Origin of the sequence: Streptococcus sp. 1032, assembly GCF_013277015.1 — a bacterium.
Classification (GTDB): Bacteria; Bacillota; Bacilli; order Lactobacillales; family Streptococcaceae; genus Streptococcus.
In genome coordinates this window covers 101,892-114,915 of sequence record NZ_VMMD01000013.1, presented here as the reverse complement: position 1 = coordinate 114,915, position 13,024 = coordinate 101,892, and the positions used below count along the sequence as shown (strand labels likewise).

Here is a 13,024-nt window from a genome sequence, read left to right as displayed (position 1 = left end):
TATCTCATAACTCCTTATTATTTTCCTTATTCTGTTGACTATTTCATTCTGGTTTAGTATTTGGAAACTAGAAAAAACACTAGCTAATGATTCTCAATAGAAACTCCAAAGACTTAGATCTGTTTTACTCAGGTCTAAGTCTTTTTTAAAAATCTCTATAACATCTTTCCGAAAAACTATAATTTTCTTGAAAAATAAATAGGTCTATGCTATACTACTAGTAGACTTATTTATGGAGAAAATACATGAAACGTGAGATTTTACTGGAACGAATTGACAAACTAAAACAAATCATGCCCTGGTATGTACTGGAATACTACCAATCTAAGCTGGCTGTGCCCTACAGTTTTACAACCCTGTACGAATACCTTAAGGAATACGATCGATTTTTCAGCTGGGTTTTAGAGTCTGGGATTTCAAATGCTGATAAAATGTCCGATATTCCCTTATCTGTCTTGGAAAATATGTCAAAGAAAGACATGGAATCTTTTATCATTTATCTACGTGAACGTCCCTTGCTGAATGCTAATACAACCAAGCAAGGAGTTTCTCAGACAACCATCAATCGGACTTTGTCAGCACTTTCTAGTCTTTATAAGTATTTGACTGAGGAAGTTGAAAACGATCAGGGAGAACCTTATTTCTATCGTAATGTAATGAAAAAAGTTTCAACCAAGAAAAAGAAAGAAACCCTTGCTGCCAGAGCTGAAAACATCAAGCAAAAACTCTTTCTAGGTGATGAAACAGAAGGTTTTCTAACTTATATCGACCAAGATTACCCACAAGAGCTTTCAAATCGAGCTCTCTCATCATTCAACAAAAATAAAGAACGAGATTTAGCCATTATTGCCCTTCTCTTGGCATCGGGTGTTCGCTTATCTGAAGCTGTTAATCTGGATTTAAGAGATCTCAATCTAAAAATGATGGTTATTGATGTCACTCGAAAAGGTGGCAAACGCGATTCGGTCAATGTTGCTGCCTTTGCTAAGCCTTATTTAGAGAATTATCTGGCCATTCGAAATCAACGCTATAAGACGGAAAAAACAGACACAGCCCTCTTTTTGACACTCTATAGAGGTGTTCCCAATCGTATTGACGCTTCCAGCGTTGAGAAAATGGTTGCTAAATACTCAGAGGACTTCAAAGTCCGTGTAACACCCCATAAACTGCGCCATACCCTAGCAACTAGACTCTATGATGCCACTAAATCGCAAGTTTTGGTCAGTCACCAGCTAGGACATGCCAGCACACAAGTCACTGACCTCTATACCCATATCGTCAATGATGAACAAAAAAATGCCTTGGATAGTTTATAATTTTACGTAATATAACTTATGTAAAATATTTATCAAAAAAAGAAGCTGCTAAAAATAAGCAACTTCTTTTTCTTTATATCTGATACTAGTAAAGTAGCGTGGAATATCAATTGTTTCTATATTTTTGAAATTCTCATTTGCCTACTACTAATTTAACTATAGCAAAAATAATGCAGATAAGGAAGGATCTTTTTACTTGTATGAATCCTAAAAATCAAGCTTTTCTGGATTCAAATCTCTTCATAATAACAGTTAGACGCCAACGGTAGAAAGCCCCACTCACGATTAGACTAATAATCAAACCGATCCAGTAAGAATAAGCTCCAAAATCTGTTAGAGAGTCGAATACCATAGCTACTGGAAGTGTCACCCCCCAGTAACCAACCAAACCAAGGTAAAAAGGAATAACGGTATCCTTATACCCCCGTAAAATTCCTTGAAGCGGTGCCGCAAAGGTATCTGCTAACTGGAAGAAAAGACTGTAAGTCAAAAAACGTGCTGTCAAATCGATAAATTCTGGGTTGTTCCCATAAAGACCGGCCACATTTCCCCTAAAAATGTAAAGGAAAGATAAGGTGAAGGCCGCAAAAATAAGGGCAGTCCATCTTCCTAGACCAATATAGGTTTTCGCATCATCAAATCGCTTGGCTCCCACTTCATAGGAAACAACAATAGCCATAGCAGATGAGATACTCATAGGAAAGGCGTACATGAGACTTGAAAAGTTCATTGCTGACTGGTGACTAGCAATAATCAAGGATGAGAACTTAGCCATAATCAAGCCAACCACGGAGAAAATAGCTACTTCCGCAAAGACAGTTCCCCCAATAGGCAGACCTAAACGAACTCCTTCCTTGATTTTATCCATATTAAGCGGAATGCGTTTCTCAAGGTGTAAGGCTTTGAGCTTCTCCTGTTTAAATAAAACCAGAACAGAAATCCCCAGCAAGACCCAGTAGGCCAAGGATGTTCCTAAACCAGCACCAGCACCTCCCAGTTCTGGAACACCAAAGACCCCGTAAATCAAGAGGTAGTTAAATCCACTATTGAGAGGAAGTAACAAAAGCATGAGGTACATGGACAGTTTGGTCAAGCCCAGCGAATCCAGCAAGGAACGAATGACACTAAAGAGCAACAAGGGGATAATCCCGATAGATAAAAACCAAAGATAGCGAACCGCTACTGCTGCTACAGGAGCTTCTAGTCCTATATGATTCAAGACAGGAGGTGCCAAGAAAAGTACCAGTCCCAGTAAGACCACAGATAGACCCAAGGCCAGATAGATGAATTGGTAAAAATCAGACGCAACCTCTTCCTTTTTGCCTCGACCAAGATGGTGACCAATGATAGGCACCAGGGCTGACACAATCCCTGTTAGGAATGTAAAGAAAGGATTCCAGATACTGGTTGCCATAGACACACCAGCCAAGTCCATAGTATTGTATTGACCTGTCATTGCAGTGTCAACAAAAGAGGCAGAATAATTGGCAAATTGGTAGATCAGGATTGGGAAGAAAATTTTTAAAAATAATACTAACTTCTCTCGTAAACACTTTGTCTTATACATACTTCTCTTTCTATTCTGATTTATCTAAACCAAAGAGTTTCAGACCATAGTTTTTCAAACTTAGCGGAGGGTTATTAGATTTTGAAGTAGTATGCCAACACGCACATGTTCGACAATAATAGCTTCTAACTAAACCTCCATTATCATATTGAACCGCATGATCAGCTTTTTCTTTAGTTTCATATTGAATTTTAGAACGATTAGATGCGGGACAGTAAATTCCGCTATTAGATTTTGCTTTTCTCTCCCTACGTTTTCGAAAATAATTCATATTCCAACTCCTATCAAGCTTGATAGATAATTCGTCCTTTACAGATGGTATATTTAACCTGCCCTTTTAAGGTTTCACCGATGAATGGTGAATTAGCTGCTTTGGAAGCAAAATGGGAGTCCACAAGGCGGTCAGCTTTAGCATCAAAAATAGTGATGTCCGCTGGACCATTCTCAGCCAAGTAACCTGCTTCAAAGTTGTAAAGCTTGGCTGGGTTGTATGTCATCTTTTCGAGTAATTCCATCAAGCTTAACTCACCAGCTTCGACCAAATAAGTCAATCCGAGAGACAGAGAGGTTTCTAAGCCAGTCATACCAGATGGCGCTTTGGTAATATCCTCAACATTTTTTTCATCTACATGATGAGGCGCATGGTCAGTCGCAATAACTGTGATGACACCTGACTTGAGACCTTCAATCACGGCACGACGGTCTGATTCCAAACGAAGCGGCGGATTCATCTTGGCATTACTTCCTTGTGTCAAAAGGAGAGCTTCGGTCTTAGAAAAATGCTGTGGCGCTACTTCTGCTGTGACTTGCGCACCCAAACCTTGAGCAAACTCAACTACTTTAACACTTTCTTCCTTAGACAAATGCTGGATGTGAACATGGGCCTTAGTTGCATAGGCAATCATGACATCACGCGCCATCATAGCGTACTCAGCCACCCCAGTCGCACCGCAGATATGGAAATGTTCTTTAGCAATATTTTCATTAAACCCAAGAACACCGTTCAATCCTGGATCTTCCTCATGGAGACTAATAAAGGTATTGAGTTTTTTGGCTTCCTCCATGGCTTCCTTTACAACCTTACTGCTTTCAAGCGGAATACCGTCATCAGAAAAACCAACCGCACCAGCTTCTAAAAGTGCCTTAAAGTCAGTCAAATCTTGCCCATTAAAATTCTTAGTAATGGTCGCAACCGTCTTAACATTAATCTTCTCTTTGGCAGCTGACTGGAGAACCTCTTGCAAAGTCTCCACGTCTGAAATGGTTGGACTAGTATTAGCCATCATGACAACCGTTGTAAAACCACCTGCCGCAGCTGCTAAGGCACCTGTATGAATATCTTCCTTGTGGGTTTGTCCAGGTTCACGGAAATGAACATGAATATCGACCAAGCCAGGAGCAACTACAAGACCACTAGCATCAAGCATCTCTGCTCCTTCTTCTTTAATCTCAGGTGCAATTTTGATAATTTCCCCATCTTGAACTAAGACATCACACACTTGATCCAAACCAGACTTGGGATCCATTACACGACCATTTTTGATTAGTAGCATCTACTTTCTCCTTTATTCATAGAAATCGACTTGGGTATCCAACAATTTATCCCCATCATAAACAAACTTGGCTGAAAAGAAGGGTTTATCCTCTAAAAGCCACCCAACAAAGGTATGGTCACCTTCCCAAGTCGGCTTGCTCAAAACCTCATCATAGGGAACCCATTCTAACGTTCCCTCGTTGCAGTCAATCAAGTCCCCTTCAAACTCTGTCACCTTAAAAACATAGGTGTACCAGTCTAAATCTGGCGTAAATTCTGGAAAAGTGATAACACCTTTTAGAACTGGCTTGGCTTTCAGTCCCGTCTCTTCGAGGATTTCACGCGCCGCGCATTCCTGAGGGGTCTCACCTCGCTCTAGCTTGCCACCCACACCAATCCATTTGCCTTCATGGACATCATTGGGTTTCTTATTGCGGTGGAGCATAAGCAGTTCTTTCCCGTTATCAATGTAGCAAATCGTCGCTAACTGAGGCATATTTTCTCCTTATCTAAGCCAATCGATTGGCTCTTGTCCTATCTCTTTTAAGAATGCATTGGCCTTGGAAAAAGGCTTGGAACCCCAAAATCCTCTATAAACCGACAAAGGACTGGGATGGGCTGATTCGATAACCAGGTGATGAGGATTGGTAACCAAGGTCTTCTTCTTGCGTGCATAAGCTCCCCAGAGTACAAAAACAACTGGTCTATCTAAATGATTAACCACCTGAATCACAGCATCCGTAAAAGGCTCCCATATCTGCCCAGCATGACCATTGGCCTGCCCAGCAGGAACCGTCAAACAAGCATTAAGAAGCAAGACTCCTTGCTCAGCCCAAGCTGTCAAATCATGAGATTTCTTAACCCCGATATCATCTGACAATTCTTTCAAGATATTTTGCAAGGAAGGCGGAGCTGGGATAGAGTCCGGTACAGAAAAACTCAGGCCCTGCGCTTGACCTGGCCCGTGATAGGGATCTTGCCCTAAAATCACCACCTTAACTTCTTCAAGCGGTGTTGTCAAGAGAGCCTGAAAAACCTTTTCCTTGGGCGGATAAACAGTCTCCTGAGAATAGACCTGCTCCATAAACTGATTGATTTTCCCAAAATAACCCTCAGGTAATTGCGCCTTAATCAAAGCATGCCAAGACGAGTGTTCCATAGCCAACTCCTTCATTTTTACTGCCTCTATTATAGCAAAAAGTGGCTATGGAAACCACTTTTTACAGTTTATCTAAGCAATCCAGCAAGTCTTGGTAAGAATGGACCTCATAAGTTGGCTGGGCTTGTGTATGATTTTCGAGGTGATGAGGGTTGTACCAAATCGTGTCAATCCCAGCATTATTGCCACCTTGAATGTCGGCGGTTAGGGAATCTCCAATCATCAGCGTCTCTTCTTTGCTAAAACCTGCAATCTGTTGACCGATTTTTTCATAAAAGAGAGCATCAGGCTTTTGTGTTTGCAACTGTTCAGAGATAAAGACTTGATTGAAATAAGGTGCTAGACCAGATTGAGCCAAACGCCCTGTCTGAATGGCAGTAATTCCATTTGTCGCAGCATACAGCTCATAATCTCGCTCAATGAGGCTGTCTAAGAGTTCATGAGCGCCTGAAAAAGTTTGTCCCTGCTGGGCAAGGTAAAATTGGTAACGCTGGGCTAGAAAACTACCGTCTTTTTCCTGTCCAAAATGAGCAAATAAACGAGAAAAGCGCGTGTTAACCAGCTCTTGTTTACTAATTTTCTTTTGCTCCAAGTCCTTCCATAGAGCCTTGTTCATGGGAACGTAAAAATCTTTGTATGCCTGAATATCTGCAACTCCTTCTTCTTTTAGGAGTTGCGTCAAAGCCACATCCTCAGCAGCATCAAAATCAAGAAGAGTGTGGTCAAGGTCGAAAAGTAGAAATTTGTGGGACAATTTGAGAGTTTTCCTTTCTAGGTATTTAATAGATTAGTTTATTTCTTCTTTTTCTTAGTTTTATTCATCAACATACCAACTACAACTGGAGTAACCACACTTCCAACTTGTCCAACAACTTTAAGTATCTTTTTTGCTTCATCTATTTTTTTGTTTCTACACGATTCGCACTTATTGTGCTTATAACTTGATGGTAAATCCCTAGTACATGTCTTGCATTTTTTTATTTCTTTCATTCTAGCACCTCTGTCTCAATAGAATCTGTTTTATTTGGCAATTTCATTATCGAAGTTTCAATTTTTGGCAATTCTTTTGTCCAGTAATTTGTAGGCGAAGGATCAAGTAAATCAAGTCTCTCTACTAATTTCTGAGAACTGAGATAAGTTTCGTTAATAAATTTCCCAAAGTAATCCAAACTTTTTTGAGCAGCTTTTTTCTCGCCCAACTCATTATAAGCTATTGCTGCTGATAGTGAAACGATATTTACAGCTGCTAATCCATCTCTAATCTCATTCATACGAGCTTCAATTTTATCTGGTTTATCCCCTTTTAATAACTTACCCCAAGTAGAATCTGGTTGTTCTTTGATAAAATTTACATTTGATTTTTGACTAAGCATTAAGAGATTTCTACTATCTTCTGCATCTGAAATAACTTGCAGTAACATCATTGTTCTAATGTTTGAATCTGATATCTCTCTAGCTTGCAAGAGTTTCTGTTGACAACTATAGGCTATTGCGAGTCTATCTGACTCCTGTCCTTTTCTGACGTCCTCGATAGCATATTGTACATTCTGAATCTCCTCTGCAATCTGAGCCATTTGAATTTGTGACGAATAATCGGCTAGCGCTTTATTTAATTCTGGTGCCAACTTAACAGATTTCAATGGTACATTTCCAACGACTTTATTAGTATTAGTATCTACTAATACCGCCAAAAGAGAGCCATCTTTCTTGGTCATTAATTTTAACACTCCTTGAGCAATTTGTTCCCGTTGTTCTGGAGAAAGAATTGCCTGAAAAACCTCTTCAGGTATACTAGATTGGACAACATTGATAAAGGCTGGAGCAGAATATAACATTTTTTCTACTTCAGATAAGATTTTATTTGCATTTTTGACTAATGGTTTGGCTATTTCTGGTAACTTATTAAAAAACGATGAGGGTTTTAGTTCATAACCATCAATATCAAGAATATCGAAGTCATCTTCTCCAAAAAATAAAACTTCATCCATAAATTACTACCTCATTATATTTAAATTATTAGAAATATTATACCATATTAAACAAAATTATGATTTTGATTTTTCTTTAATATTATTTATCCAATCATTTTTACTGGAATCTAACATAGAATAACACTATCCTATACAATTGACAGCCCAAATCTTTCAGAATAGAACAATTCTAGCTATCGAACAACTCAACTTCATAAATATCCATGTAATTCTAGGACTAAAATTCCTATAAACTAAATGTTTTCGTACTCTTCTAAGTCATTGATTGCTTTAAATCTAAATTTTTGAAGGATTCTAAAGCTAGAATAATCCCATTACAATTAGTTTTGAATGGTTCACAATTTAGAAACTCTATGGCTTTACTTCTGTTAAATTAAAAAGGAACTGCCCAAGCAATCCCTTTCTGATTTTGTAATAATCTACTTAAACTTTGATAGTAGAGATAAGTAATAACTCACCTAAAAAGGAATAATAGGAAGATTCCTTATTTATTGATTTCAAGCTCCGCCAACTGTGTTTGAATAACCGATAGTTCTGCCCCAGCCTGTAGAAGAGCAGCTGCAGTATAGGCGCCTTCTACAATTGGAACACTGTTGATGATGATACTCTTATCACTGAAATCAGCCACCATTTCTAAATTCATTTTAGCAGAACCTAGGTCAAAAAAGGCTAGTAAAGTATCTGCTTGATTTTCAGAAACAACCCTATCTACCTGATCAAAACTCGTTCCAATTCCTCCATCTTCGGTTCCTCCTACATAAGTAATCGGAACATCTTTAGCTACTTCACTAATCAGTTCAACAAGACCTTGTGCAATGTGTTTGGAATGTGAAACGATAACAAGACCAATGCTTCCCATTAAACCACCCCAGTTTCTAATAGAGCAGTAAAGAGTAATCCTGATGAAAATGATCCAGGGTCAATATGTCCGAGAGATCGTTCTCCTACATAAGATGCTCTTCCTTTAGTTGCAAGTAAATCTTTGGTAGCATTCACTACCTGATCAATAACCTCTTGAGTCAACTGGCCATCAGACAAGGCAGCAATAACAGGAGTCCAAACGTCAACCATTGTCTTTTCTCCAACTTCTGCTTTCCCGCGTTTGACAATCATATCCAAACCACTTTGTAAGATTTCTTCTAATTTCGAATTTGAATCAGCCTTGGCCATGCCCATAAAAGCAGAGCCATACAAGGGACCAGAAGCACCGCCTACCTTACTCAGTAGTTGCATTGAGACAAGTTTAAACACATCACTGCTGGTCTCAAATTGCTTTCCTTCTAAGTTTTCCATAACTGCAGCCATTCCACGCGCCATATTTCCACCGTGGTCTCCATCTCCTATAGGAGTGTCTAGCTCACTAAGATAATCTTTCTGTTCTTGAATCTTTTCATTAAAAAGCTTCATCCATTCAAGAGCTTGTTCAGCATTCATTCGATATTTCCTCCTTGAGTTTTACCAAGCTGGTGTAGTAACAGGTGCATTTAGAGCATCCAACCACTCATCATCTGCCAATCGAATCAATGTTAATGACAATCCAGCCATATCGATTGAAGTCATGTAGTTTCCAATTTTCTTAAATGCCAACTCAACACCTTTTTCATGGAGCAATTTTACCACATCATTTGCAAATACATATTGTTCCATAAGAGGCGTGCTTCCTAAACCATTGATGAGAAGCCCATATCGTTCACCAGTTTTAAGTTGGAAACCTTCAGATAATTTTTCAACTAATTCTGATGCCAATTGTGCGGAAGGCTGCATTTTCTCTTTCTTATACCCTGGCTCACCGTGAATACCAACTCCATATTCAAATTCATCATCTTCTAAAACAAATCCTGGTTTGCCAACTTCAGGAACAGTTGCTCCAGACAAGGCAAGACCAATTGTTTTAATTTCTAACACAAGTTTATCTGCCAAATCCTTTATTTCAGCTAATGATTTACCAGAACGAGCTACAGCCCCCAAAATTTTATGGACTAAAATAGTACCCGCAACACCTCGACGACCTTGGGTATAGAGACTATTTTCAACAGCGATATCATCATCAACCACAACGCTTGCTACGTCAATACCTTCCATTTCAGCAAGTTCTTGTGCAATTTCAAAGTTCATAATATCACCAGAATAGTTCTTGATGACCATAAAGACCCCAGCACCTTCATCAGCTGCCTTAATGGCTTCTAAAATTTGGTCGGGAGTAGGTGAGGTAAAGACTGCTCCACAAATAGCAGCAGACAACATTCCATCTCCTACAAATCCAGCGTGACTTGGTTCATGTCCTGAACCTCCACCAGAAATGAGTCCAACTTTTCCTGTCTTTTCTGCCTTTCTAACGATAACATCAAAACCATCTAAGCGTTGAACCAAGTCATCATGCATGAATGACAACCCCTGCAACATTTCATCAACAACCTGTGTCGGTTCATTTATAATTTTTTTCATGAGAAACTCCTTTCGGCATCTACCTTTATTTTCGCTTTCATTATATATTTTTTATCGCTGGCTGATAAGGGACAGATTCTATTATTTGTCCCCTTTTAAACCCGTTTCAAACATTTTTTTGGTAAAATGAAGGAAGTAAAAGAAAGGTTTCCTATGGCATCATCACTTATTACAAAAAAACGGATTGCCAAGGCATTTAGAGATCTATTAGCTACTAGAGAATTTGACAAAATCTCTATTGTAGATATTATGGAATCAGCTGGCATTCGTAGACAGACCTTTTATAATCACTTTCTTGACAAATATGAACTGCTCGACTGGATATTTGAAAATGACTTAACCGAGTATATCACCAATAACTTGGACTTTATTTCAGGCCAAAAACTATTACAAGAATTATTTTTTTATTTCGAACAAGAGCGTGACTTTTATATTCAACTTTTTGATATTCAAGGGCAAAATAACTTCTATGACCACTTTATCAGCTACTGTCGCTTGCTTGTATCAAAAATTTTAAGAGAATACGGTCAGATTGATATCGATTCATCTGCTTATACTTGTTTTTTGTTAGACTATCATTCACATGCTCTAGCAGAAATCGTGAAGGCTTACGTCAATAAAAAAAGTCCAGTTCCACAACCAGACTTTCTAATCATGACAATTATTGGAAAGAGACCACAATGACATTTATTTCAAATCATAAACAGAAAATTATTTCAAGTTACATTTCAGCAACTGTTAGCAGTCATCCCGAATTAGAAAAACACCCTACTTTACCATTAGTCTATCAAAAAAATCGAAATCCTCATCAGGTTCCAATCTTGTCGGGTGGAGGTTCCGGTCACGAACCTGCGCATATTGGATATGTGGGAGAAGGAATGCTTACTGCTGCTATCTATGGCCAATTATTTACTCCACCTACAAGAACTGAAATCTTAGAGTCCATTCGTTTTTTAAACAATGGTCACGGTGTCTTCATCATTGTAAAAAATTTCGAAGCAGACATCAAAGAATTTAGCTGGGCCATTAACACCGCTAGACAAGAAGGAATTAAAGTCGGCTATAGTCTAGCACACGACGATATTTCTATTGAACCTCACAATAGATTTCAAATTAGAGGAAGGGGACTTGCAGGGACAATCTTACTTCATAAAATCCTAGGATATGCAGCTCAAAATGGTGCCGACATAGAGCAACTAACTGATTTAGGTCATGAACTTGCTCCCGAAATCGCAACAATTGGCTTTGCAACGAAAGCTGCTAGTCTCCCCCAAGCCCCCCTTCCACTATTTAACTTGGAAGAAGGAAATATTTCTTATGGTATTGGGATACATGGCGAAGAAGGCTATCGTATCGTCCCATTCCAATCATCGGAAATCCTTGCAAATGAAATTATAAGTAAATTAAGATTGCACTATCATTGGAAAAAGGGTGATCAATTTATATTGCTTGTAAATAATCTAGGTACTACTACCAACCTAGAAATGGGCATATTTATCAATGACATCCTTCAACTCTTAGAAATTGAAGGAGTCACTATTACCTTTATAAAATCAGGAACATTTATGACCAGTCTAGATATGGCAGGTATATCCGTAACTCTTTGCCCTGTAAAAAATAAGCAATGGTTAGAAGCGCTCAATGCTCCAACGACAGCTTTTGCATGGTAATTTGCTTGTATAACTCAAAAGGGCTACATCACTTGATAGCCCTTTGCTTTTATCTTATACTCAATGAAAATCAAAAAGCAAACTAGGAAACTAGCCGCAGGCTGTACTTGAGTACGGCAAGGCGACGTTGACGCAGTTTGAATTTGATTTTCATTGAGTATTACGTTTAAAAGAACTCATTCTTGCAATTTCAAAAAGTCCATCTATCCCTTACAATTCTTCCGATGAGCTTTGAGTTTTTTCAGAGCCCAATCATAGTGGCTTGACGTGCTACTAACAAAGTAGGAACCTAGACTTGTCCCACCCGTCCACTTATAGACACCTTTGGTAAAGAGTTCGTCATTGCTAAAAACTTCTATCAACTCTAAAACCTCCCTATGTGATTGTTCTAGGAGTATAGTCGCTTCTTCTAAGGAGGTTTTCTGGTGCTTCTTCCAAAAAGCGACATTCATTTCTCGATAAGTTTTCCAATTATAAGGTTCAGGGAGAAAAGGTCTTTCGTGACCTTTTTGATTAGAATAAACCCAAGTCAAAAGCAACTGATGCCATTCATAAAGATGGATCAAGACATCCCGTAGATTTTTATCCCTTTTCCAGTGAGCTTCTTTTTTCTTTGGGTCTCTTGAAAAATCAAATGGAGTCTGTAGCTCATCTTCACTTAGTTGGGAGATGAAACGATTGAGCTTTTCATAGTTTTCCTTAGAGGCCAGCATTAGATCCTCTTTTGTTTTCGGTCTAGGCACAGGAGTACTCCCTTCATATTACTAGTTATTATTAGAGATTTTTTATCCTTTAAATCTCTACAACTTATCCTTTAATTTCTCAACAAAGAGATAGGCTGCTGGACAGGTCAAGGTATTCTTAATCGTCAAATGGTTGATTTGATGGATCTTTTTGCGGTCAGTATGAGGGAATTCACGACAGGCCTTTGGACGAACGTCATAGATAGAACAAAGGTTATCTCCTCCTAAAAATGGGCAGGGCATGGATTTGAAAACCTTATCTCCATCTTCATCTACCTGCAGAAACTCCGCTTCAAAAGCTGGTAATTTCATCTTAAAATACTTGGCAATTCGTGTAATATCCGCTTCTTTAAAGTCGGGTCCCAAAGTCTTACAACAGTTGGCACAGGCCGTACAATCAATCTCCGCAAAGACTTCTTGGTGAATCTGCTGGGCTATCTTGTCTAGGTTTTTAGGAGGTTTTTTCTTTAAATCGGCTAAAACTTTGCGATGTTCCTTCTGCTTTTGTAAAGCTAATTGGTGGTAATACTCAATATCAATTTCTTTAGACATGGTTTCTCTCTTATTCTAATTACTTTCCCCTATTATACCATGCCTCT

The 13,024-nt window shown here is 38.7% G+C and carries 16 protein-coding genes; 3 read left to right on the top strand and 13 right to left on the bottom strand.

The genetic code is table 11. The features are described from left to right. Window positions 1-245: 245 nt before the first annotated feature. On the top strand, window positions 246-1,316 hold the full coding sequence (gene xerS / locus HT711_RS04025; RefSeq protein WP_173234985.1) for a tyrosine recombinase XerS: 1,071 nt from the start codon (window positions 246-248) through the stop codon (window positions 1,314-1,316). Between the two features lie 214 nt (window positions 1,317-1,530). Here the strand turns inward: xerS and pdrM are convergent, their stop codons facing one another. From pdrM to dhaK, 11 genes are all read right to left on the bottom strand, one after another. Continuing rightward, window positions 1,531-2,883: a sodium-coupled multidrug efflux MATE transporter PdrM gene (gene pdrM, locus HT711_RS04020; protein ID WP_173234983.1), complete on the bottom strand. Its 1,353-nt coding sequence runs from the start codon at window positions 2,881-2,883 to the stop codon at window positions 1,531-1,533. A 10-nt stretch (window positions 2,884-2,893) separates the two neighbouring features. After that, a complete protein-coding gene (locus tag HT711_RS04015) occupies window positions 2,894-3,154 on the bottom strand; it encodes a hypothetical protein (RefSeq protein ID WP_001105920.1) in 261 nt (86 codons plus the stop codon). Between the two features lie 13 nt (window positions 3,155-3,167). Further along, window positions 3,168-4,436 carry a dihydroorotase gene (locus tag HT711_RS04010; RefSeq protein WP_138700496.1) on the bottom strand — a complete coding sequence of 423 codons (1,269 nt, stop codon included), beginning with the start codon at window positions 4,434-4,436 and terminating at the stop codon, window positions 3,168-3,170. A gap of 12 nt (window positions 4,437-4,448) precedes the next feature. Next, entirely contained in the window at window positions 4,449-4,913 is a 465-nt protein-coding gene (locus tag HT711_RS04005; RefSeq protein ID WP_001135770.1) for an 8-oxo-dGTP diphosphatase, read from the bottom strand. A gap of 9 nt (window positions 4,914-4,922) precedes the next feature. Beyond that, complete coding sequence (locus HT711_RS04000; RefSeq protein ID WP_138700500.1) at window positions 4,923-5,576, bottom strand: uracil-DNA glycosylase; 654 nt, start codon at window positions 5,574-5,576, stop codon at window positions 4,923-4,925. 61 nt (window positions 5,577-5,637) lie between these two features. Continuing rightward, a complete protein-coding gene (locus HT711_RS03995; protein WP_173234981.1) occupies window positions 5,638-6,330 on the bottom strand; it encodes a YjjG family noncanonical pyrimidine nucleotidase in 693 nt (230 codons plus the stop codon). Window positions 6,331-6,368: 38 nt separating this feature from the next. Beyond that, complete coding sequence (locus HT711_RS03990; protein ID WP_000658758.1) at window positions 6,369-6,566, bottom strand: hypothetical protein; 198 nt, start codon at window positions 6,564-6,566, stop codon at window positions 6,369-6,371. Beyond that, on the bottom strand, window positions 6,563-7,564 hold the full coding sequence (locus HT711_RS03985) for a hypothetical protein (protein ID WP_173249760.1): 1,002 nt from the start codon (window positions 7,562-7,564) through the stop codon (window positions 6,563-6,565). Before HT711_RS03985 ends, HT711_RS03990 begins: the two co-directional genes overlap by 4 nt. Window positions 7,565-8,051: 487 nt before the next feature. After that, window positions 8,052-8,426 carry a dihydroxyacetone kinase phosphoryl donor subunit DhaM gene (gene dhaM / locus HT711_RS03980; protein WP_173234977.1) on the bottom strand — a complete coding sequence of 125 codons (375 nt, stop codon included), beginning with the start codon at window positions 8,424-8,426 and terminating at the stop codon, window positions 8,052-8,054. Beyond that, entirely contained in the window at window positions 8,426-9,001 is a 576-nt protein-coding gene (dhaL, locus tag HT711_RS03975; protein WP_024057029.1) for a dihydroxyacetone kinase subunit DhaL, read from the bottom strand. The genes dhaM and dhaL overlap by 1 nt, the downstream gene beginning before the upstream one ends. A gap of 21 nt (window positions 9,002-9,022) precedes the next feature. Then, on the bottom strand, window positions 9,023-10,012 hold the full coding sequence (gene dhaK / locus HT711_RS03970) for a dihydroxyacetone kinase subunit DhaK (RefSeq protein ID WP_173234975.1): 990 nt from the start codon (window positions 10,010-10,012) through the stop codon (window positions 9,023-9,025). Between the two features lie 153 nt (window positions 10,013-10,165). On the opposite strand from dhaK, the gene dhaS reads away from it, so the two are divergent. Then, window positions 10,166-10,696, top strand: coding sequence for a dihydroxyacetone kinase transcriptional activator DhaS (dhaS, locus tag HT711_RS03965; protein WP_000168606.1), 531 nt, complete (start codon window positions 10,166-10,168; stop codon window positions 10,694-10,696). Beyond that, window positions 10,693-11,682 carry a DhaKLM operon coactivator DhaQ gene (gene dhaQ, locus HT711_RS03960; RefSeq protein ID WP_023936903.1) on the top strand — a complete coding sequence of 330 codons (990 nt, stop codon included), beginning with the start codon at window positions 10,693-10,695 and terminating at the stop codon, window positions 11,680-11,682. The genes dhaS and dhaQ overlap by 4 nt, the downstream gene beginning before the upstream one ends. Window positions 11,683-11,885: 203 nt before the next feature. Here dhaQ and HT711_RS03955 read toward each other — a convergent pair whose 3' ends face one another. Both HT711_RS03955 and HT711_RS03950 read right to left on the bottom strand, forming a co-directional pair. After that, on the bottom strand, window positions 11,886-12,425 hold the full coding sequence (locus HT711_RS03955; protein ID WP_173233518.1) for a ClbS/DfsB family four-helix bundle protein: 540 nt from the start codon (window positions 12,423-12,425) through the stop codon (window positions 11,886-11,888). 57 nt (window positions 12,426-12,482) lie between these two features. Then, complete coding sequence (locus HT711_RS03950; protein ID WP_173233520.1) at window positions 12,483-12,977, bottom strand: YkgJ family cysteine cluster protein; 495 nt, start codon at window positions 12,975-12,977, stop codon at window positions 12,483-12,485. Window positions 12,978-13,024 lie beyond the last annotated feature (47 nt).

Excerpts from the sequence above, each read along its gene's own strand:
- xerS (WP_173234985.1), top strand. The coding sequence starts at position 246 with ATGAAACGTGAGATTTTACTGGAACGAATTGACAAACTAAAACAAATC.
- pdrM (WP_173234983.1), bottom strand. The coding sequence starts at position 2,883 with ATGTATAAGACAAAGTGTTTACGAGAGAAGTTAGTATTATTTTTAAAA.
- HT711_RS04015 (WP_001105920.1), bottom strand. The coding sequence starts at position 3,154 with ATGAATTATTTTCGAAAACGTAGGGAGAGAAAAGCAAAATCTAATAGC.
- HT711_RS04010 (WP_138700496.1), bottom strand. The coding sequence starts at position 4,436 with ATGCTACTAATCAAAAATGGTCGTGTAATGGATCCCAAGTCTGGTTTG.
- HT711_RS04005 (WP_001135770.1), bottom strand. The coding sequence starts at position 4,913 with ATGCCTCAGTTAGCGACGATTTGCTACATTGATAACGGGAAAGAACTG.
- HT711_RS04000 (WP_138700500.1), bottom strand. The coding sequence starts at position 5,576 with ATGGAACACTCGTCTTGGCATGCTTTGATTAAGGCGCAATTACCTGAG.
- HT711_RS03990 (WP_000658758.1), bottom strand. The coding sequence starts at position 6,566 with ATGAAAGAAATAAAAAAATGCAAGACATGTACTAGGGATTTACCATCA.
- HT711_RS03985 (WP_173249760.1), bottom strand. The coding sequence starts at position 7,564 with ATGGATGAAGTTTTATTTTTTGGAGAAGATGACTTCGATATTCTTGAT.
- dhaM (WP_173234977.1), bottom strand. The coding sequence starts at position 8,426 with ATGGGAAGCATTGGTCTTGTTATCGTTTCACATTCCAAACACATTGCA.
- dhaL (WP_024057029.1), bottom strand. The coding sequence starts at position 9,001 with ATGAATGCTGAACAAGCTCTTGAATGGATGAAGCTTTTTAATGAAAAG.
- dhaK (WP_173234975.1), bottom strand. The coding sequence starts at position 10,012 with ATGAAAAAAATTATAAATGAACCGACACAGGTTGTTGATGAAATGTTG.
- dhaS (WP_000168606.1), top strand. The coding sequence starts at position 10,166 with ATGGCATCATCACTTATTACAAAAAAACGGATTGCCAAGGCATTTAGA.
- dhaQ (WP_023936903.1), top strand. The coding sequence starts at position 10,693 with ATGACATTTATTTCAAATCATAAACAGAAAATTATTTCAAGTTACATT.
- HT711_RS03950 (WP_173233520.1), bottom strand. The coding sequence starts at position 12,977 with ATGTCTAAAGAAATTGATATTGAGTATTACCACCAATTAGCTTTACAA.